Source organism: Nitrospirota bacterium, assembly GCA_020851375.1.
GTDB lineage: Bacteria > Nitrospirota > 9FT-COMBO-42-15 > HDB-SIOI813 > HDB-SIOI813 > RBG-16-43-11.
In genome coordinates, this window is sequence record JADZCV010000044.1 from 1 (window position 1) to 20,367 (window position 20,367).

The following is a 20,367-nucleotide window of genomic DNA, read 5'->3' on the forward strand; positions in this document are numbered from 1 at the left end:
CGGGTTCAAATCCCGTCGCCCGCTCCAGACTGCATTCTGGTTTATTTATTAATTACCTGCGGAAAATGGTCTGCTGGTATCTCCCTTACATCAAACAGACCCGGAAGTTTGTCATCATCAAGGAGTATCATCTTTACCTTTCCCTGCCAGGCCTTTTTAAAGGCCATATGCTCCTCTTTGTTTGCCTGTCCGGTCAAAACCAGCGGAATCAACTCCCCCATACCCGGGTCTTCAGGCACCACATCCGGATTGTAAGTAACTGACACCGTTTTCCCGGTATCTGTCCTTTGAAAAATAAACGTATTATATTCAAAATGGTCTTCATCAAACACCAGGAGATTTCTCCTCCTGAACCTCCGTCCTAATCCTGCAAAACCGGTTACCGGCGCTGCACCAGTAATCAGCGATATGACCTGCGACATGGGGCCGTAAGCGAGGTCTGTAGCCTTACCCTTTACAGCTACCCTGATCTCCCCCCTTACAGGTATCTCCGGCCCATACAGCGCTGACAATGCCTTTGCCGTTATTTTATAAGCGCCTGATACAGCAGGACATGAGTGTCCTGCAAGCTTGACAGCATCAGGATACTTGAATACAAAAAGCTCCCCCTCCTCCATAGAACCGAGTATGTAAGCAAGAGGGTCCCTGAGCCTTATTGTCTCTGCAACATCAAAAAAATCCTGCTCCCATTTACTTTGACCTTCTGACATGACCGGATTATAACATTTTTCAGCGATTAGCAAAAGCTACAATAATTCGAGGGTCTTTATTAATGCCTCAGCCTTGTAAAGTGTCTCATTATATTCCCTGACCGGGTCTGAATCCGCAACTATACCTGCACCAACCTGAACATGCGCCCATCCATCCCTGATCACAAATGTTCTTATAATAATATTAAAGTCCATGTCACCTGTGTTGCTTATATAGCCAAGAGAACCCGTATACGGACCCCGTGCGGTAGGCTCAAGCTCATCAATTATCTCCATGCATCGTATCTTGGGTACACCTGTTATGGTCCCACCCGGGAAAACAGCGCCAATGAGGTCAAATACATCCCTGTCATCCCTCATCTCGCCGGTAACATTGGACACTATGTGCATAACATGTGAATACGGCTCCAGGACCATAAACTCATCAGCGCATACGGAACCAAACCTGCAAACCCTCCCTATGTCATTCCTTACAAGGTCTACAAGCATTATATGTTCAGCCCGCTCTTTTTCATCAGAAAGGAGCTCCTTCTGAAGGATCCCATTTATTAATGTATCATCACCACGCGGCCTTGTACCTGCTATAGGCCTTGTTTCTACAATCCCGTCCTGCAATCTCACAAGCCTTTCAGGAGAAGATCCAACAAGCTGGAAATCACCGGCATCAAAAAATGCAGAGAATGGTGAAGGATTTACTTCCCTGAGCACCCTGTACAGGCTCAATGGATCAATACCCCTTATATGGGCCGACAATCTTTGTGAGAGATTTGCCTGAAATATATCACCTGCAGATATGTACTCCTTGCACCTCTTAACCATGTCTATATATTCTTTTTTTGTAAGGTTGGACATTACCCTCTTTGAGAAAATCTCCGGGCCGGCTTTTAGCAGCCTGTTTCCCTGTGAAATCTTCCTTTCTACATCACGGATCCTGTCTCTGCACAACCGCTCATCCTGACCGTTCCCTCCTGCAGTTCCCACTATCCAGCCCTTTCTCAGAACATTATCAAAGGCCACAACAAGGTCTGTACCCAAAAGGACAACATCCGGAATCAGCAGGTCATCAACTGCATTGTGCGGCAGGTTCTCAAAAAGATGGGCGAAACCATATCCAAAACAACAGACTATACCACCTGTAAAAGGAGGAAGGCCGTCAGTCTTCTCTACCCTTCCGGCTGTCAACAACTCTCTTAATAGCCGCTCAGAAACATCATGGTCGCCGGCGTTTCCGGCAATAATTATTTTTGGATCAACACCGATAAAGGAGTAGCGGGAAGTTTTTGGGCTGCCAGCATGACTCTCTAAAAGAAAAGATGGTCCATCTCCCCTTAAACGGATAAAACAATCAAATGGGTCAATCCAGGGTATTTCGTTGTAAAGAGTGTACATTTTGGACAATTATATCAGAAAGAACTATATAGTCGTAGTGGAGATTCGTCATGAATCCTGTAAAGGACCATACTAACAATCACTCCTCTGATGAACTCGAAAAAAAAGCCGTAGTAAAGATGGCATCTGATGTCCTTCTGTCTCTCTCCAAGGCCCTCAAGGCGCTTAAACTCTATCCTGACAATAGTCCTGTAAGGCATAAGTTCATTTCTGACCTGACAGGGAAATTCACCAAATTTCTTGAAGAATACGGGGACCTGACTTTAGCAGTCAGACAGTATGACCTGCTGTACCAGGGTGAGGTCGTGTATAACAATCCGGTTAAAGAAGACAGCATCGCGTTCAAATTCTTTGGTGACGGGATACAGGAGGTGGCCTTTTCAGATAACATTGACGAGCAGGAGCTCCTTGATTTCATCAATGTAATTCAGGGCAACGGAGACCATGCAGACGGTGATGATGACATTGTTACATTGATGTGGCAAAAAGAATTTAAGAATATCCGTTACGTTGTTATCGAAGACAGCGGAGATGCTGCTGACGGAAGACCGGAAGGAAAATCTTCAGATGCTGAATCAGTGACGATTAAAAGCGCAGACGCACTCAGGAATGCACACAAGTCGGAGAGCGTACACGATCAGACACTGGCAGCGGATGGCAGCAGCGCACCAGGCATCGAACGCGAGATTGAAGAGATTTATGGCAAGCCTTTTGATGAAATATTCGTGCTCTCTCCTGATGAGATAAATTCGATCAAACAGGAGATGGAGAGGGAGGCTAAAAGTGATCTTATACTGGAAATGCTCGACATCCTTTTTCACATCCTTGAAATTGAAGAAGATGCCGTAAGTTATGCAGAGATAATGAGTTACGTAGAAAAGTCCGTTAAGATGATGACGCTTTGCGGTGACTATAAACACGCACTCGGGTCATTGAACAGGATCACGGCCATATCCGAAACAGAAAAAGATAACAGACCGGCACATGCTGAGACAGCACGGGCAACCCTGTATTCCCTTGGTGATGAAGCATTCCTTCAGCAGCTTACCGAATCACTGAATGCAAGCAAAACTGAAAATGTGGACGAACTTTATAATATACTTACGATGCTGGACAACAAGGCAATTTCGCCTATGACCACTATGCTGTCAACTCTCGAAAATATAAAGGCCCGCCGGGTCGTCTGCGATGCGCTTGCCGTAATTGCAAAGGATAACCTTGAATCAGTGCTGAAGAAACTTCAGGATGGCAACTGGTACACTGTCAGAAACATAGTTTATGTCCTTGGAAGAATAGGAGACGCAAAGGTATTAAACCATCTGAAGAGGATCAAGGACCATAAGGAACCAAGGGTCCGGAAGGAAATAGTCCATACGCTGTCTGAAATAAAAAGCGACGAAGCAAAAAACATGCTTGCATCATATCTTAATGACAGCGACAACACCGTCCGCATTGCAGCATTAAAAAGAATCTGCTCCATGGAACACAGGAGGGCATTGCCGGGCATCCTGCAGATAATATCGTCTGAGGAGTTTGACGGTAAGGAGAGTTACGAGAAGAAGGAACTGTTTGAGGCGATTGCCACACTCGGGACTCAGGATCAACTGCCATTTCTAAAAGAGTTGTTGATGAAGAAGTCCTGGTTGTTCGGCAAGTCAAAGGCTGATGAGATGAGGCTACTTTCAGTTCAGGCTCTCACAAAAATGAAAGTCCCAGGCGCAATGGAGATTATAAGAGAGGGTGCATCATCATCTGACAAGGTAATAAGAAAGATATGTGAAGATACTCTGAGAAGCACTGTGAAGGGGGAGGTATGACAGACAGGATATTCGAAGAAAAAAGGGGTTCTGTCGGAAAAGACTTTACAAATAATCTCTATAAGCTCATGAGGACCGCCCAGATTCACGACTCAAGAAATGTTGCAACCATTGCCGCCCTGGATAAGGCAGCAGAGTCTGTAAAAACACTTTTAGACAGCGGCGGCCCATTTCCTCTCAGGCTTTTTCAGGAACATCTCTTTATAGATGACGTAAAGATACGGGTGGATATTGAAAATTTCCTTGCCTGTACATCCCTCATAAATGAGATGAAGAGGCGCGGAATAGGATCAATAGTATTTTTGAGTCAACCCTCGGCAAGTGAGATTGCAGGGTTTGTGTACGCGTTCAATAATGCAGACCTGAAATCTGGTGATCCGTTTCAGGAGCTTGAAGCCAGACTGTCATCTCAGGGCATAACCAACATTTCATTGCACAGACCGTCAGAAATCAATGACACTCCAATTCACGTGATTCAGGATTCCAAAGAGATGGCAACGCACCTGTACTTTAAAACACTCACTGCTGTTTCTGACGTCATGGATAGTGCAAAACTCAAGAATGCCGTAGGGATAAAGAAGGCAAAAAGGCTTGTTCATTCAATGGTAGATTTGATGGTCAAGGAGGAATCCACCCTGCTCGGTCTGACCACGCTAAGGTCCTATGACGAATATACATATAATCACTCAGTAAACGTCTCCATCTTGTCTATTGCAATAGGACAAAGGCTCGGCTATAGCAGGAAGGAGATGAGTGACCTTGGCATGGCAACACTTTTTCATGATATTGGCAAGATTGACCTGCCGATTGATTTATTGAACAAACCTTCAGAATTTACACCTGAAGAGTGGAAGATTATGAGGACTCACCCTGTTAACGGAGTGAAAACTCTCCTCAGGTTGAAGGGCCTTCAGGAGCAGGCAATCCGGATGATTCTTGCAAGTTTTGAACATCACCTGAATTACAATCTTTCAGGCTACCCGAAACTTGCAACCGCAAGGCGGGTAAGTCTCTTCGGAAGGATAACCACTATCTGCGACTGCTACGATGCCCTGACCTCAGCAAGGGTCTATAACCGGTCGCCGCTCGTCCCGGACAAGGCCCTGTCGTTTATGATGAAAAAAAGTGATACTGCATTTGACCCCCTCTTATTAAAGATATTTGTCAATGTAGTCGGCATATATCCGGTCGGCACAATTGTACTTCTGAATACTGATGAGATGGCAGTAGTAGTCAGAGCCAATGCAAATCCTTCAAATATCCACAAACCCTGCATTAAACTGATAACTGACCCTCATGGAAATGAAATAGACGGTGAAACCATTGATTTGTCCTGGGAATCAAAGATGGCCATAATCCAATCCATTGACCACAGGAAGTATGGCATAGATGTAAGCAAATACTTCGTCAATTAAAAAATCTAAATGAATGGAATTTTAAACTTGACAAATGAAGAAAAGTTCAAGTATTATATTTATTAGTAATGATTACTATTATTACGAGGAGAATAATTGATATTACCAGATAAAATTGATTTCAGGATTAACACTATTGGCCAACTCTGTCCAATGCCAATCATTCTGACATCAAAAAAAATTAAAGAGATGTCTCCGGGTGATGTCCTTGAAGTAATTTCAGATGATGCAGGAATAAAAAAAGATATGCCTGCCTGGTGTAACACAACCAGGAATGAGTACATAGGCCTTGTGGAGGAAAACATGGTATACAAGGTCTATGTGAGGAAGAAAAAGGACTGATGCAACGCCATTCCAAACAGAGGAAACTCATATTGGAGGTACTCAAACAAAACAACGGTCATCCAACTGCTGACTGGGTATACAGAGAAGTCAAACGGGAGATACCCAGCATAAGTCTTGGAACAGTATATAGAAACCTCAAACTTTTGCAGGAACACGGGGATGTTACAGAAATTTCATGTGATGGCAATGAGGGGCGCTTTGACGGAAACCCTCATCTTCATTATCACATCACCTGCCAGAGTTGCGGAAAGATCGTAGATGTAGATAACATTGTACTTAAAGATATGGAGGAAAAGGTGGCGGATGCAACCGGATTTAAGATCACTAATCATTGTGTCGGCTTTGCAGGCATATGCCGCGAATGCCAGCATGACACAAATTAACAAGGAGGGTACAAAATGTCACACGAGGCAAAAAAGTTTGAGTTGAAGGGACTGGAAGGACTGTCTGACAGCCAGATTTCTCAGCACAGAGATATTCTTTATGTTGGTTATGTAAACAAGCTAAATGAGATCGAAGACAAGCTCAAAACTTCGGACCGTACAAAGGCCAATCAGATTTACAGCGAATACCGGGGCCTTAAGGCAGATGAGACATTTGCATTAAACGGTGTAATCCTTCATGAGTTGTATTTTGAGAACATGGGGGGACGCGGGGGAAATCCAACGGGTCAGATCTCAGATCTCATCAAGAGGGATTTTGGATCGGTTGAAAAATGGACAGAGGATTTCAAGGCCTGTGGAATGGCTGTACGCGGATGGGTAGTGCTTGCTTACAATCTCTGGGACGGCAAACTCCATAATTATGGCGCTGATGCGCATCACTTCAACTTTCCTGCAATGGCCTGGCCACTATTGGTCATGGATGTGTACGAGCATGCCTACACAATTGACTATGGAGTTAAGAGACCGCCTTATATTGACGTATTTATGAAAAATATCAACTGGGATGTTGCAAACAAAAGGCTCGACAGGATATCAAAACTGTTTTAAAACGACCTATCCCTTTCCCTCTTCCGTTTGAGGAGAGGGAAAGGACAGGGATCTTCTTTTTCTCTATCCAAGTGCGCTTATCCTTGCTGCCAGCTGCTCAGCAAGGTTTATGAATATCCTGCTTTGAGGAGACGCTGCATCCTCTGCAGAAACGGGTCTTCCTGCATCTCCGCCCTCACGTATTTTAAGGTCTATGGGAACCTCGCCCAGGAACGGCACACCAAGCTTCTTTGATGCAGCCTCCCCGCCTCCATGGCTGAATATTTCCGAACGCCCGCCACAGTGAGGACAGGAGAAGAAACTCATATTCTCTATCACACCCAGAATAGGCACATTAAGCTTTCTGAACATAGATATGCCACGCACCACATCAAGAAGCGCAACATCCTGCGGAGTAGTCACAATTACCGCACCTGTTAGAGGCACCTTTTGTGACAGGGTAAGCTGGACATCACCTGTGCCCGGCGGCAGATCCATAATAAGGTAGTCAAGCTCACCCCATTCTACATCTGTAAGAAGCTGTTCAACAGCCTTCATAACCATTGGCCCGCGCCAAATAAGCGGGGTATCCTCCGGGATCATAAATCCTATTGACATGAGACTCACACCGTATTTTACAATAGGAATAAGTTTCTCCCCCCTGATCTCAGGCTTTTCTGTGATACCCATCATAATAGGGATGCTTGGTCCATAAATATCCGTGTCCAGCAGTCCGACCTTTGCACCGGTCTTCGCCAGGGCTACAGCAAGACTCACACTCACAGTAGACTTTCCTACTCCGCCCTTCCCGCTCGCAACAGCAACAATGTTCTTTACACAGGGAAGTATCTCCTCATTGCCTGGAATCCTGTGTGCAGAAACACTGGACGTCACCTCCACACTTACGGAAGTAACCCCGTTTATCTGCCTGACTGCCTCTTCAGCAGCTGACTTTAACTGTCCCTTGACAGGACAGGCAGGTGTAGTCAGCTCCAGATCAAAGGAAACAGCCCCACCCTCTATCTTCAGTTTTTTTATAAAGCCCAGAGAAACCACATCTTTTTTGAGGTCAGGGTCCTCTACACTCCTCAAGGCGTCAAACACTTGTGCTTCAGTAACCAACATAGTCCCCTCCTTAGTCTTTCAGTTACATATCTATATAATCATATTACTGCAGGAGAGGTCAATTAAATATGACGGAGGTCATATCAGAAGGGTACCTTTAGTCCAAGACCTATATAATTCCTGTCAATCATGTAGTAAGGAATCACACGGTCATCTCCTGTGTAGACGCGGAGGGCATTTAAGGATGTATGGACAAGGGCAGCCATAAATATCTTGCTTCTGTCAATGCCTGTAGTGTCTGAGATGCCAATAGGGTCAAACTTGCCATTCTTGTATGGGGCTACATAATAGGCATAAGCTGTATACCATAGAAAATCCGTCATGCTGAAGAGCATCAGCGCACGATTGTATGTTGTGTTGTTTTCCCGGTACTGACTTAGTGCGAGTTCAAAGGTGCAGTTGGATGCCACTTCTCCTGCAAGGTGATAACCCGGTTTCGCCTTATTATCAATCTTTGTAACTGTACTCAGTCCAAGGAAGAAGCTGTTTTTGTCTCTGGTAAAGAAATTCAGGTTGTTGCCTTCTGCCCCAGCCTGATTCGCTATTAAATAGTGTCCTGTTTCATGAATACTGAGATTTGTCAGAAATGCCAGTCCAATTAAAGAAATGTCTTTAAGACCGGCCGCTGATGCCTTTGGTAAGGATATTGATGATATTAAGGTTATAAATATGATCAATAATATTGATGATGTAATTTTTCTGCACTTCACTGGCCTGCCTGTGCCTTAATTGATGAATTTCAAACTGAATATCGGCAGGTGTTTACAACTACTTAATGAGCCATGCAGCAATTAAATAAGGCCTTAATGTTTTACTCTCTGACTCCGAATAAACCTCAGCGCCTGAAAGCTGACGAACAAAATATTACAATCAACAGGAAACCACATATGAAAATTAATGAGATTGAAAATCATGCATCGCATCATCTCAATAAAGGCCCACTGAGCGGAAAAGGGAAGAAAAAAAAGGATTACTCTTTAAGCCTGCATGTTAACGGACAAGCAGGGCACGTATCAGTTAAGGTTATAGACAATAAGTCAAAAGAAACTATCAGTGAACCCTCATCGCAGGAGCTGCGGGAAATTCACGATCAGATATACGATATGGCAGGAAGATTATACGACAAAAAAGTGTTAAAATAGCCGGGCTTATCCCGATTTACTCTTTTTGAGAAATTCTGCCAGTGCAACTGCATTGTTGTATTTCATGTCCCTTGCGCTGAATAAAAGTGTTATAACACCTTTTTTTGCCTCCTTCATAAGGAGCCGGCATTTATCCGTCTGAGACTCAAGCTCAATGAAGTAGCGGCGCCGGAACTCATCCCATTTATCAGGGTCGTGATTAAACCAGCGGCGAAGGGAATCACTGGGAGCCAGATCTTTAAACCAGCCGTCTAATTTGAGTGAATCCTTGCTGACGCCGCGCGGCCAGAGCCTGTCCACGAGGTATCTGCAACCATCATCAGGCTCTGTACTGTCATAGACACGTTTCAGTTTAATCATACTTCCATCACACTCTGATGCCTTCAATCAATTCTATAAAGTTCTCCCTGAACCTGTCATCGTCATCCCTGTGTCTTGCTCTGGGTCCCTTAACACGTCCGCCACCCCGCCTCTGTCTCGCTGATTGATGCCTCTTTTCGAGAAGTGAATCAATGGTGCGCTCTGTATAAACCCTGCCTGACGGGGAGATGGCATGAACACCGTTTCCAAGCACCAGGGAAGCCAACCCGTAGTCAGAAGTAACTACTATATCGCCTGATGAAGCCCTGTTAATTATCGCAATGTCAACTGCCTGAAATGAAGAATCAACCCGCAGGACCGACATTCCTTCACGCTCATTAATATTATGGGCCATGCTGACAACCATAGTAACCCTTACACCACGCCGAAGGGCCTCTTCATGTATTATATCCCTTACAGGACATGCATCTGCATCTACATAAATCTGCATGGCAATTATTTACGGATATAATCCCCTCGCCACGTGGGCATCAGCCAGTCTCCTGATCGAAATTGCCATGGCAGCCATCCTCATATCCACTTTCTCGGAGAGAGAAAATCCAAGCACCCTGTTAAATGCAGTAACAATAAAGTCATGAAGCTTCTCATTTATTTCCTTCTCCTTCCAGAAATATTTCTGCAAATTCTGAACCCATTCAAAATACGAGACAATAACCCCGCCGGAATTTGCAAGTATATCAGGGACAACGAATATTCCTCTTTCCCTCAAAACCGCATCCCCCTCTTTGGTTGTAGGGTTATTTGCCCCTTCGACAACCATTCTGCATCTTAATTTATGGGCATTATCTCCCCGGATCTGCCCTGACAGCGCAGCAGGAATTACTACAGTGCACTCAGTCTCCAGCAACTCCTCATTTGAAATAATCTCTCCCTCAGGATAGCCCTGAAGTGTGCGCCTTGAATTCTTATGGTCAGTGACATTGCCTATATCCAAGCCGTTTTTGTTGTAGATGCCGCATGTGGAATCACTCACTGCCACAACCTTTATTCCCAATTCAGTCAGGAAGCGGGCAGCAAATGCGCCGACATTGCCAAAACCCTGGACGACAGCCGTTGCCCCCTCACAGTTAATTCCAAGGAGTTTCATGGACTCAATAACTACAGATACAACACCCCTGCCTGTAGCCTCCTCCCTTCCGAGAGAACCGCCTATACAGATCGGCTTGCCTGTTACAACACCAGGCGCCGCATATCCCCTTTGATGACTGTACGTATCCATCATCCATGCCATGACATGCTCATTAGTTCCAACATCAGGAGCCGGAATATCATTATCAGGACCTATTATTGGAAATATCTCTGCAGTGTAGCGTCTTGTAAGCCGCTGCAGCTCCTGCTTTGATAAACTCCTGGGGTTGCACCTTATGCCTCCCTTGGCGCCGCCATAAGGCAGGCCTGTCAGTGAACACTTCCAGGTCATGTTCATTGCAAGCGATGCCACCTCGCCGAGGTTTACTTCCGGATGGTATCTGACCCCGCCTTTTGTAGGACCAAGAATGGAATCATGCTGAACCCTGAACCCCTGAAAGATATGCACTTCTCCATTGTCCATCCTGATGGGCATTGTCACGCAAAGCGCCCTCTGCGGCAGTCTAAGCCTATTCCATATATTAGGGTCGAGGCGAAACCACTCTGCAGCAGCATCAAACCGGGCCAGGACATCCCTGTATGATGATGAATCGAATTCTGATGGAATTTCAGTCATATTACAATCCTCAACTAATCTCCATCCCATCATACGCCAGTTCTATGCCCGGCGGAAGATCACTATTCACTTTACTGTGATCAAACGTATGGGACAGGTGTGTTAGAAACGCACGCTCCGGCTTCAGCTCCCTTATGACTTCAATGGCCTGATCAAGACCATAGTGTTTTGCATGCGGTTGATACCTTGTTGCATCGAGAATAAGTATTTTAGTCCCCTTAAGCTGCTCTTTCGTATCTTCAGGCATACCATTGCAGTCAGTAAGATACGAGACATCATTTATCCGGTACCCCAAAATGGTCAAATCCCCATGAAATATTTTAAGAGGCTTTATCCTGAGACCGTACAAAACAAAGTCGCTGCTGACAATATTAATATCGAGTCTCGGAATCCAGTCACTCCTTGCAGATCCATCGAAGATGTAACTGAATTTATGGCGTATGGTCTCCATGGTATCAGACCTGCCATAACATGGAATAGCTTCACCCTGAATATGGTTGAAAGAACGCAGGTCGTCTATGCCATGAATATGGTCTGCATGCGCATGTGTAAAAAGTACCGCATCTACCCTCTCTATACTGCATCTGAGGGCCTGAAACCTCAAATCTGTCGTTGTATCAATAAGTATGTTCCGTACTCCCGCTGCACGGTGATCAGCCCCGCCGGGACTGACTGATACAGCGGGGACAGAATTAAATTCTGTCCCCGTGTCTTCGGCAGTTATAAGAATAGATGACCGTGTCCTCTTGTTCCTTGGGTCATCTGACCTGCAGACATCACATTTACAACCGATTACAGGGACGCCGGTTGACGTACCTGAACCGAGAAACAGGACTTTCATTATCCCCACGCACTATCCGGAATTACGAGCCTTTCTACAGGTTTGCCGTTTTCAATGTGCTGATCCAATATTTCATTGACATGTTCCGGTTTCACCCCCTGATACCATACGGCATCCGGGTATACAATCACAATCGTTCCTGAGCTGCACATTCCGACACATGTAGAACCGGTAAGAATGACCCTGCCAAACAAGCCTCTTTTCTCCATCTCTTCAGAAAATTTCATAACAACCGGTTGCGCACCCTTTTCTCCGCATGATCCTTTGGGATGCCCCGGTTGACGGGTGTTAGTGCAGACAACAATATGGTGTTTTGGCTTAGGCATCTTGAATTCCTCCTCTTTTAAAATATAGAAAAATACGTTAACCTATAAGGAGGCTTACTGTCAAGTCGGCTTCATGGCCGGCTTCAGACAGGGAATGATCACAGCACTGCCGTATGGTCTGATAATGGAGGACTGAGGAATGAAGTTTACACGAAACGATATACTGAGGCTTATGCAGGGCAGGGCATACCGTCCCCTTCTGCTCACAGAACTGATGGCAGTACTATCAGTACCAAAGAAGAAACAGGATACGTTCTACGAAACATTGGAAAAGATGCTGGGTGATGGCTTGATAGTCAGGATACGCGGGGACCGCTACGGCCTTCCTGAGAAGATGAATCTTGTAACAGGCGTTCTTCAGGGTCATGCAGACGGTTACGGTTTTGTGATCTCCGGTACAGAAGGCATACAGGATGTGTTCATCCCCCGCAGGAGCATGATGGGGGCGATGCATAACGACAAAGTGGTCGCGAGAATCGAGGCATCCGGAAGAGACGGTAAGAGAGAGGGACGAATTATCAGAATTATTGAGAGATTTCACAAAAAGATTGTAGGCCGGTTTGAAAAGGGAAGGAATTTTGGTTTCATCATACCGACAGACAGAAAAATATGTTATGACCTTTTCATTGCCCCCAAATACTTCCATGGGGCAAAGGACGGCGACCTTGTCGTAGCTGAAATCACTGCATACCCTCAGAAGTCGCGGAACCCGGAAGGTGAGATTATAAAGGTCCTTGGAAAGGCAACGACACCTGGCATTGACACAGAGGTGATAATTGAAGAATACGGGCTTCCAGCGGTATTCTCCCAGGAGATTCTGTCAGAGGCGGAATCTCTTCCGGATGAGGTTACAAATGAAATGATGCAGGGCCGGCGGGACCTTCGCAGCCTTACGACAGTGACAATTGACGGGGAAAGGGCAAAGGATTTTGACGATGCTGTTTCTATTGAAAAAACTGCCGGAGGGAAATATATCCTGTGGGTACATATTGCAGATGTAAGCCACTATGTCCCGTGGGACTCTCCCCTTGATCAGGAGGCATACTCGCGCGGAACAAGCGTCTACCTGCCTGACCGTGTAATACCTATGTTCCCTGAGAAACTATCCAACCATATATGCAGTCTTAATCCAAAGACGGACCGTCTTACCATGACTGTAGAAATGCTGTTTGATCACAACGGCATCCGGACTGATTATAAGATTTATGAAAGCGTTATCAACAGCAATGAGAGGATGACATATACCAATGTCAGCAAGGTACTGCAAGATCAGGATCAGGAAATAATATCCAGATATGCAGGGCTTGTGGACACATTTCTGCTTATGAAGGAGCTGTGCCTTAAGATACGCTCCAAACGGATGAAGCGTGGCAGCATAGATTTTGATCTGCCGGAGCCTGAGATAATACTGGACCTTCAGAGTAACACAATAGACATCGTTAAATCAGTACGGAACATAGCACATCAAATAATTGAGGAGTTCATGATTTCCGCCAATGAAACAATTGCCCGCCACATGTCCGGCAAACCAATTCCTTCAATTTACAGGGTGCACGAGCCGCCTGATGAAGACAAGATCTCTGAGTTCAACGAGTTTATATCGGAAATAGGTTACAGCCACAAGCTGATACATCAGAATCCCAAAACATTCCAGAAATTGCTGCATAAATTGACCGGCAGGCCGGAAGAGGCATTGATTAACCAGCTCCTGCTGCGCACCATGAAGCAGGCAAGATATGCAGTAGAGAACATCGGGCACTTCGGCCTTGCGTCACAGCATTATACCCATTTTACATCGCCAATACGCAGATACCCTGACCTGATTGTGCACCGCCTGGTAAAGGATACCATTAAACGGCGTTATCTGAAAAAGGATATAAGGCAGCAGCTTGATGTCATCCTTCCTGAGATTGCAAGTCAGACATCAGCAAAAGAACGTATGGCAATGGATGCTGAAAGGGACGTTGTAGAATTGAAGAAGCTCCAGTATATGCAAAATAAGATCGGGACTCAATATGATGGTGTGATATCAGGGGTTACTTCATTCGGATTCTTCGTAGAACTGGAAGACATTCTTGTAGAAGGCCTCGTTCGTGTAACTTCAATGTATGACGATTTCTACAGGCTGGATGAGAAAGGACACAGACTTCTTGGTGACAGATCCAGGAAGATATACAGGCTTGGAGACAGCGTACGTGTTCGCCTTGAAAAGGTAAATATGGAAAACAGAAAGATAGACTTCACCCTGGTATAATGTTAATATATTTTCATGAAATTCAAAAAAGAACGGGTTTCAATCCTTGCCACCGGTATTTTCGAAGGTCTCCTGAAGAACGGACTTATTTCTGCAAACGTCCCGGCAGAAGAACTGATCAGAAAAATTGAAAATACTGTTATGGATGATCTGATGATCGAAGACAAACTCAATGAAGAGGTCCGGGAAATTCTGAAAAGTCATTCAAAACAGCTTGAGAAGGAGAGTGTAAATTATCAGAAGATGTTTCAGATGGTCAAAGACAAGCTTGTTAAGGAAAGGGGATTAATTCTCTGATATGATAATGAGCGAAGACAAGATAAACCATCTGTCACACCTAATTTTAAAGGGCATTAAGGATGCGCCCGTTACGTTCAAGGCAGACGATGTGTCGGTATTGAGGGAGATCAAACGTTTGATTTCCGCTGAGGTTCACATAGATGAAGAAGTGGATGCAATTGTAAGAAAAAAACTGGCCGCTTATACCAAAAAGACAGATGAAGGAACCCCTGACTGGAACCACCAGTATAATCGCTTCTTTGAAGAGGAGATGAGGAAGCGCAGGAGATAATCACCCTCTCCTGCGGGATATCTTTTCCTTTATCTCATGCAGTTTTGCATATTGTTTTGGAAATACGGTCCTGAGCTTGGACAAATTCCGCCTTACAAATGAGCTTGACCTTGAGATTAACGCGATCCCGATTATAAACGGCACAAAACCAGGGAAAAATGGAAGCAGGAACCCTGCCAGTCCTATAACTATCAATACAGAACCGGCTGCAAAATAGACAGAGCGTTTAACCATATACTACTGAAGGTCTGTAGCCGCTGTTGTAATTTCCCCGCCCGTTATATTGAAACTCCCGGTCTTTGTCTCCATCCTGTCATTGACAGAGATGATTATGTAGACCGCCTCCGGATAATAGGCAAGCTCCACATCTGTCCGTGAAGGAAAGGCAGGGTGATTGGGGTGCGAATGGTATATTGCCTTGAGTTCCGTTCCAAGTGACCTCATCTCTTTAAAGACCCTCATCTGCTCAGCCGGATCCATAAGGTATCTTGTCCTTGACTGGTCAATATTGGACATAGGATATATGTGCGATACCACGCCGTTTTTTCCACCAAGTATCCCGCAGCACTCGAGGGGAAAATCATTCTTTGCGTGTTCAATCATTGATTCCGCAATTTCAGGTGGAATTCTCAGCATGGATAACTGGGGACAACGGCTATATCTTAAGTGTACAGCTCTGCTCGTAGTCCATCAACCCGGTAATCTTTTTCTCTTTGCCACACAGAAAACAGTTTGGATCTTTTTGAGTCCTGACCTTCAGGAACTTCATACCAAGCGCATCATATATCAACAGGTGGGACGCAAGCGAGCTGCCTATTCCAAGCACCTCCTTGACAGCCTCTGTAGCCTGTATCACGCCGACTGTCCCGGCCAGGACGCCAAGGACGCCGGCCTCCTGACAACTTGGCACAAGGCCCGGCGGAGGAGGCTCAGGATAAAGGCACCTGTAGCAGGGATGTCCGTCATGAGGCTTTAACGTGGTAACCTGTCCTTCAAACCTGAAGATACTGCCGGAAATGAGCGGTTTTCCGCTGAAGAAACATGCATCATTTACAAGAAACCTTGTGGGGAAGTTATCTGACCCGTCAAGGACAAGGTCATAATCCTTTATTATATCCATTATATTCGCAGAAGAGAGCCTTTCCCTGTAAGGAACCACCTTAACATCAGGGTTCAATGCCCCAAGGGTTTCCCTTGCAGACTCAACCTTTGGTTTATTAAGCGTCTTCATGGAATGGAGTATCTGTCTCTGTAGATTGGACATATCAACGACATCGTCATCAATAATACCGATAGTGCCAACCCCTGCAGCGGCAAGATAGAGGGCAACAGGAGAGCCAAGCCCGCCTGCGCCGGTAATAAAGACCCTGGCTTCACAGAGCTTCTCCTGCCCCTTTCCACCAACTTCTGAAAGGATTATATGCCTGCTATATCTCTTAACCTGCTCCTCAGTAAAATCCATACAATTCCTATTCTATAATATTTCTTTCTATAGGTTCTACTTTAACTCCCTTAGCTCGCAGGGATTCAACGGCCTTCTCTATCTCGCCCGATTCACCCTCCAGTTCAAGCTCAACCCATCCGGTCTTCTCTCTGACATCCGCCCTTCTTACATTGGTAACAACTTTAAACTCCCGGCCTAACTGGTATATGAGAGGCTCCTTGATCTTGTCTTCAGGGAAATTAATCCTGATTCTGTAATATGACATCAGTCTATCCTCCGGCTATTGCAGGGACAATAGAAACCTCGTCGCCATCCGAGAGAGCCGTATCACTGCCCTGTTTAAACCTTATATCTTCCTCATTAACGTAAATGTTTACAAAGCGCCTCAGGTTTCCTGCCTCATCACAAAGCCGTTCTTTAATTCCGGGATATCTTACTTCGAGGTCTCCAAGCATCTCTCCTATTGTCTTTCCTGATGCATCAATCTCGCCCTGTCCGTCAGTCAATCTGCGTAATGGTGTGGGAATTCGTACCTTAATTGCCATGTATCACCTCTTATGATTTTTCCCTGATGTTCAAAGACTTTTCAAATGCATCCATAGAAGGGTCTATCCTTACGACATCGCCGACAGCGTTTATCACAGCCTCCTGTGTCTTTAAACCATTCCCCGTAACATAGGCCACTACACTCTCATCCGCCGGTATAAGCCCCTTCATGACCAGCTTCTTCAGAACAGCTATAGTGACCCCTCCTGCTGTCTCGGCAAAGATCCCTTCAGTCCTGGCAAGGAGCTTAATCCCTTCAATGGTCTCTGTATCAGAGACGGCATCAACACTCCCCTTGCTCTCATGAACAGCCTTTAGTGCATAGTATCCATCTGCCGGGTTGCCAATCGCAATTGACTTGGCAATAGTCTTCGGTTTAACAGGCTTTATAAAGTCCCTGCCTTCTTTAAAGGCTGAGGCTACAGGGGAACATCCTTCTGCCTGTGCTCCATTCACCTTTGTATGCACACTGTCTATCAATCCAAGAGTCTTAAACTCATTAAACCCCTTCCATATTTTTGTCAACAAAGACCCGGATGCAACAGGAACAACCACATGGTCAGGCGCCTTCCACCCAAGCTGTTCGGCTGTTTCAAATGCCAGCGTCTTTGACCCCTCAGCATAATATGGTCTGATATTTATGTTGACAAATGCCCAGTTATACTCCCCTGCCACTTCACTGCACAACCTGTTTACATCATCGTAATTTCCGTTAACAGCAACAACAGTGGGAGAGTATATCAGACTGCCAAGTATCTTGCCTGCTTCAAGGTCCCCGGGTATAAACACATAACACTGAAGCTTTGCCTCAGCCGCATGCGCTGCCACGGAATTTGCGAGATTTCCTGTTGACGCACAGGCAACTGCAGTAAAACCAAGTTCCTTAGCCCTCGTAATGGCAACTGCCACTACCCTGTCTTTAAATGACAGCGTCGGGTGATTGACCGTATCATTCTTGATATAGAGCTTATTAAGACCAAGCTCTTCTCCAAGATTCTTCGCATGGATCAGGGGTGTAAAACCGGCATACAGGCCAACAGTCGGCAGGCCTTCAACCGGAAGGAGATCGGCATATCTCCAGAGGCTCCCGGGACCGTTCTCAATGCGCTCCCGGCTTATCTGTTTTTTGATCTCATCGTAATTATAGTCAACTTCGAGGGGACCAAAACAGAACTCACATACGTGCAGTGCAACAGCCGGATATAACTTTCCACACTCCCTGCATTTAAGTCCTTTGATTTTTTGTTTTAAAATATCAGATGCTGCAGACTTCTTGTTCATAATCTATCAATTCTTTAATCGTAGGATTTTCGCCGCATACAGGACACTTTGGATTTTTCCTGATTTTGATCTCCCTGAACTCCATCTTGTGGGCATCAAAAGTCATCAATCTGTCTTTAAGCGGTTGCCCTATGTTTAGTATTAACTTTAGCACCTCTGTCGCCTGTATCGTACCTACTACCCCGGCAAGGACGCCGACCACACCTGCCTCCTGACATGTCGGTATAAGCCCTGCAGGCGGCGGACTGTTAAACACGCACCTGTAACAGGCCGTCTTATGCGGCACAATAGACATAACCTGTCCTACAAACCTGAGTATCCCGCCATGTACGAGGGGCTTGTCAGCAAAAACTGCTGCATCATTTGCTAAAAATTTTGCCGGGAAATTATCGGTACCGTCAAGAATAACGTCATACTCCTTGAAAAGTTCCAATGCATTACGCGAGGTCAGAAGTTCATGATATGTTTTTACCTCTACATCCGGATTAAGCGCCTCTATTTTCTCTTTAGCAGAAATTACCTTTGGTTTATCAATGTCAGGTGTCTGATGGATTATCTGCCTCTGTAAGTTAGAGAGGTCGACGACATCGCCATCAATGATACCAAGCACTCCAATCCCGGCTGCCGCAAGGTAATATGCCGCAGGAGATCCAAGCCCTCCGGCGCCGATTACGAGCACCCTGGATTGGCGGATCTTCTTCTGCCCCTTGCCTCCGACCTCAGGAAGGATTATATGCCTGCTGTACCTCTTAATCTGATCATCAGTAAAACTCAATTATAGCCTCCATGCCAGGTTGACGTTCAAAAATGCACAGTTGCAGCGTCAACCTCTACATTCTGAAGTATTTTTCTATGCTGATATAACGCTCTCCTGTATCGCACAGTACTGTGACTACATTCTTTCCGGCCCCCAATTTCTTTGCTACCTTCATCGCGGCAAAGACATTGGCCCCTGAGGATATACCGACCATAAGCCCTTCTTCTTTTGCAAGCAGTTTTGCTGTTTCAAATGCCTCATCATCTGTCACAGGGACTATCTCATCAATTACATCCCTGTTCAAGACCCTCGGTATAAAACCTGCTCCGATACCCTGGATCTTGTGCGGTCCGGGAGAACCACCAGATATAACAGGAGATGACGCAGGTTCAACCGCAATTATTCTGACACCCTTTTTGCGCTCTTTAAGAACCTCGCCTACACCTGTTATAGTGCCTCCTGTGCCAACTGCCGCAACAAAGGCGTCTACCTCTCCATTCATTACATCCCATATCTCAGGCCCTGTTGTCCTCCTGTGGGCATCAGGATTGGCAGGGTTTGAAAACTGGTCCGGCATAAAGTAGTCCGGATTTTCTTTAAGAAGCCTCTCTGCCTCTATAATGGAACCTTTCATTCCATCTATGGCAGGTGTTAACACGACCCTGGCACCAAAGGACGTGAGAAGTCCAAAGCGTTCTGTACTCATACTCTCCGGCATGACAAGTATAGCCTTGTAACCCTTGACCGCAGCAACAAGGGCCAGTCCAATACCGGTATTCCCGCTTGTAGGCTCTATAATAGTATCACCAGGGCGAAGCCTTCCTGCCTTCTCTGCCGCCTCTATCATACTCAGGCAGATACGATCCTTTATGCTGCCTCCGGGGTTAAATAACTCCATCTTTGCATAAACACTGCCGCCGCTGAGGCCAGGCATTTTATTAATCTTTACCATGGGGGTATTGCCTATAAGGTCAATGGAATTTCTGTATATATTCTTACTCATGCAAATCCCCCTCCCATGAAATAGAGAAATTCTAACTCATCACCATCTTTTAATTGTGTAGTTCCATAGTCATCACGTTCGATCATCTTCGAATTGACTTCAACAGCTACCATCCTCGGCTCTACATTCCTCGCCTTTAAAATGTCCAGGACTGAAATCACATCTGTATTCTCTTCTTTGCCATTAATCCTGATTCGCATAATATACTGCCCCTCCTCAAAGATTATATAAAATAGCAGGAATGCGTCAAAGTTGTCAAGTGCGTGTATATTTAAATGGGTGCTGTCAAAATGAGTTGACAAGTATTAATTAAAGTGTTAGTCATATAGAAAACAGCCTGTCAG

General features: G+C 45.4%; 27 protein-coding genes. 9 read left to right on the plus strand and 18 right to left on the minus strand.

What is annotated here, in order from left to right; all coding sequences use genetic code 11:
* Nucleotides 1–41 precede the first annotated feature (41 nt).
* Both IT393_08080 and IT393_08085 read right to left on the minus strand, forming a co-directional pair.
* Nucleotides 42–710 carry a hypothetical protein gene (locus IT393_08080; protein MCC7202598.1) on the minus strand — a complete coding sequence of 223 codons (669 nt, stop codon included), beginning with the start codon at nt 708–710 and terminating at the stop codon, nt 42–44.
* 36 nt (nt 711–746) lie between these two features.
* Nucleotides 747–2,099 carry an anthranilate synthase component I family protein gene (locus IT393_08085; protein ID MCC7202599.1) on the minus strand — a complete coding sequence of 451 codons (1,353 nt, stop codon included), beginning with the start codon at nt 2,097–2,099 and terminating at the stop codon, nt 747–749.
* Between the two features lie 50 nt (nt 2,100–2,149).
* On the opposite strand from IT393_08085, the gene IT393_08090 reads away from it, so the two are divergent.
* The 5 genes from IT393_08090 to IT393_08110 all read left to right on the plus strand — a co-directional run bounded on the left by IT393_08090 (nt 2,150) and on the right by IT393_08110 (nt 6,668).
* Nucleotides 2,150–3,916 carry a HEAT repeat domain-containing protein gene (locus tag IT393_08090; GenBank protein ID MCC7202600.1) on the plus strand — a complete coding sequence of 589 codons (1,767 nt, stop codon included), beginning with the start codon at nt 2,150–2,152 and terminating at the stop codon, nt 3,914–3,916.
* Nucleotides 3,913–5,331, plus strand: a complete 1,419-nt coding sequence (locus IT393_08095) for an HD-GYP domain-containing protein (GenBank protein ID MCC7202601.1) — start codon at nt 3,913–3,915, stop codon at nt 5,329–5,331. The genes IT393_08090 and IT393_08095 overlap by 4 nt, the downstream gene beginning before the upstream one ends.
* 153 nt (nt 5,332–5,484) lie before the next feature.
* On the plus strand, nt 5,485–5,673 hold the full coding sequence (locus IT393_08100) for a sulfurtransferase TusA family protein (GenBank protein ID MCC7202602.1): 189 nt from the start codon (nt 5,485–5,487) through the stop codon (nt 5,671–5,673).
* A complete protein-coding gene (locus IT393_08105; protein ID MCC7202603.1) occupies nt 5,673–6,059 on the plus strand; it encodes a transcriptional repressor in 387 nt (128 codons plus the stop codon). The genes IT393_08100 and IT393_08105 overlap by 1 nt, the downstream gene beginning before the upstream one ends.
* Before the next feature lie 15 nt (nt 6,060–6,074).
* A complete protein-coding gene (locus IT393_08110) occupies nt 6,075–6,668 on the plus strand; it encodes a superoxide dismutase (GenBank protein MCC7202604.1) in 594 nt (197 codons plus the stop codon).
* A 63-nt stretch (nt 6,669–6,731) separates the two neighbouring features.
* On the opposite strand, the gene apbC is transcribed toward IT393_08110, so the two are convergent.
* Together apbC and IT393_08120 are read right to left on the minus strand one after the other, a co-directional pair.
* Nucleotides 6,732–7,772: an iron-sulfur cluster carrier protein ApbC gene (gene apbC, locus IT393_08115; protein MCC7202605.1), complete on the minus strand. Its 1,041-nt coding sequence runs from the start codon at nt 7,770–7,772 to the stop codon at nt 6,732–6,734.
* An 83-nt stretch (nt 7,773–7,855) separates the two neighbouring features.
* Entirely contained in the window at nt 7,856–8,482 is a 627-nt protein-coding gene (locus tag IT393_08120) for a hypothetical protein (GenBank protein ID MCC7202606.1), read from the minus strand.
* Between the two features lie 177 nt (nt 8,483–8,659).
* Between IT393_08120 and IT393_08125 the strand changes: the two genes are divergently transcribed.
* Nucleotides 8,660–8,914: a flagellar protein FlaG gene (locus tag IT393_08125; GenBank protein MCC7202607.1), complete on the plus strand. Its 255-nt coding sequence runs from the start codon at nt 8,660–8,662 to the stop codon at nt 8,912–8,914.
* A gap of 6 nt (nt 8,915–8,920) precedes the next feature.
* On the opposite strand, the gene IT393_08130 is transcribed toward IT393_08125, so the two are convergent.
* The 5 genes from IT393_08130 to IT393_08150 are packed head-to-tail and all read right to left on the minus strand — an operon-like array spanning nt 8,921 to nt 12,167.
* The gene (locus tag IT393_08130; GenBank protein ID MCC7202608.1) at nt 8,921–9,274 is read right to left on the minus strand and encodes a DUF488 domain-containing protein; all 354 of its coding nucleotides are present in this window, start codon (nt 9,272–9,274) and stop codon (nt 8,921–8,923) included.
* Nucleotides 9,275–9,281: 7 nt separating this feature from the next.
* Complete coding sequence (locus tag IT393_08135; GenBank protein ID MCC7202609.1) at nt 9,282–9,725, minus strand: YaiI/YqxD family protein; 444 nt, start codon at nt 9,723–9,725, stop codon at nt 9,282–9,284.
* 9 nt (nt 9,726–9,734) lie between these two features.
* The gene (locus tag IT393_08140; GenBank protein MCC7202610.1) at nt 9,735–11,000 is read right to left on the minus strand and encodes a Glu/Leu/Phe/Val dehydrogenase; all 1,266 of its coding nucleotides are present in this window, start codon (nt 10,998–11,000) and stop codon (nt 9,735–9,737) included.
* A gap of 10 nt (nt 11,001–11,010) precedes the next feature.
* Nucleotides 11,011–11,841 carry an MBL fold metallo-hydrolase gene (locus IT393_08145; GenBank protein MCC7202611.1) on the minus strand — a complete coding sequence of 277 codons (831 nt, stop codon included), beginning with the start codon at nt 11,839–11,841 and terminating at the stop codon, nt 11,011–11,013.
* Nucleotides 11,841–12,167, minus strand: a complete 327-nt coding sequence (locus IT393_08150; protein ID MCC7202612.1) for a (2Fe-2S) ferredoxin domain-containing protein — start codon at nt 12,165–12,167, stop codon at nt 11,841–11,843. The genes IT393_08145 and IT393_08150 overlap by 1 nt, the downstream gene beginning before the upstream one ends.
* A 139-nt stretch (nt 12,168–12,306) precedes the next feature.
* On the opposite strand from IT393_08150, the gene rnr reads away from it, so the two are divergent.
* Genes rnr through IT393_08165 form a run of 3 tightly spaced genes read left to right on the plus strand, consistent with a single transcriptional unit; the run spans nt 12,307 to nt 14,992 of the window.
* Complete coding sequence (gene rnr, locus IT393_08155; GenBank protein MCC7202613.1) at nt 12,307–14,421, plus strand: ribonuclease R; 2,115 nt, start codon at nt 12,307–12,309, stop codon at nt 14,419–14,421.
* 15 nt (nt 14,422–14,436) lie between these two features.
* A complete protein-coding gene (locus tag IT393_08160; protein ID MCC7202614.1) occupies nt 14,437–14,718 on the plus strand; it encodes a DUF507 family protein in 282 nt (93 codons plus the stop codon).
* A 7-nt stretch (nt 14,719–14,725) separates the two neighbouring features.
* The gene (locus IT393_08165; protein MCC7202615.1) at nt 14,726–14,992 is read left to right on the plus strand and encodes a DUF507 family protein; all 267 of its coding nucleotides are present in this window, start codon (nt 14,726–14,728) and stop codon (nt 14,990–14,992) included.
* Here the strand turns inward: IT393_08165 and IT393_08170 are convergent, their stop codons facing one another.
* Genes IT393_08170 through thiS form a run of 9 tightly spaced genes read right to left on the minus strand, consistent with a single transcriptional unit; the run spans nt 14,993 to nt 20,223 of the window.
* Nucleotides 14,993–15,226: a hypothetical protein gene (locus IT393_08170; GenBank protein ID MCC7202616.1), complete on the minus strand. Its 234-nt coding sequence runs from the start codon at nt 15,224–15,226 to the stop codon at nt 14,993–14,995.
* A 3-nt stretch (nt 15,227–15,229) separates the two neighbouring features.
* Nucleotides 15,230–15,628, minus strand: a complete 399-nt coding sequence (locus tag IT393_08175; protein ID MCC7202617.1) for a M67 family metallopeptidase — start codon at nt 15,626–15,628, stop codon at nt 15,230–15,232.
* 19 nt (nt 15,629–15,647) lie between these two features.
* Nucleotides 15,648–16,454: a molybdopterin-synthase adenylyltransferase MoeB gene (gene moeB / locus IT393_08180; GenBank protein ID MCC7202618.1), complete on the minus strand. Its 807-nt coding sequence runs from the start codon at nt 16,452–16,454 to the stop codon at nt 15,648–15,650.
* A gap of 7 nt (nt 16,455–16,461) precedes the next feature.
* Nucleotides 16,462–16,701: an NIL domain-containing protein gene (locus tag IT393_08185; protein ID MCC7202619.1), complete on the minus strand. Its 240-nt coding sequence runs from the start codon at nt 16,699–16,701 to the stop codon at nt 16,462–16,464.
* Nucleotides 16,702–16,705: 4 nt separating this feature from the next.
* Complete coding sequence (locus IT393_08190; protein ID MCC7202620.1) at nt 16,706–16,981, minus strand: MoaD/ThiS family protein; 276 nt, start codon at nt 16,979–16,981, stop codon at nt 16,706–16,708.
* A 10-nt stretch (nt 16,982–16,991) separates the two neighbouring features.
* Nucleotides 16,992–18,263 carry a threonine synthase gene (locus IT393_08195; protein MCC7202621.1) on the minus strand — a complete coding sequence of 424 codons (1,272 nt, stop codon included), beginning with the start codon at nt 18,261–18,263 and terminating at the stop codon, nt 16,992–16,994.
* Entirely contained in the window at nt 18,238–19,038 is an 801-nt protein-coding gene (moeB, locus tag IT393_08200; protein ID MCC7202622.1) for a molybdopterin-synthase adenylyltransferase MoeB, read from the minus strand. The genes IT393_08195 and moeB (IT393_08200) overlap by 26 nt, the downstream gene beginning before the upstream one ends.
* A 55-nt stretch (nt 19,039–19,093) precedes the next feature.
* Complete coding sequence (gene cysK, locus IT393_08205; protein MCC7202623.1) at nt 19,094–20,023, minus strand: cysteine synthase A; 930 nt, start codon at nt 20,021–20,023, stop codon at nt 19,094–19,096.
* Nucleotides 20,020–20,223, minus strand: a complete 204-nt coding sequence (gene thiS / locus IT393_08210; GenBank protein MCC7202624.1) for a sulfur carrier protein ThiS — start codon at nt 20,221–20,223, stop codon at nt 20,020–20,022. Before thiS ends, cysK begins: the two co-directional genes overlap by 4 nt.
* Nucleotides 20,224–20,367: the final 144 nt, after the last annotated feature.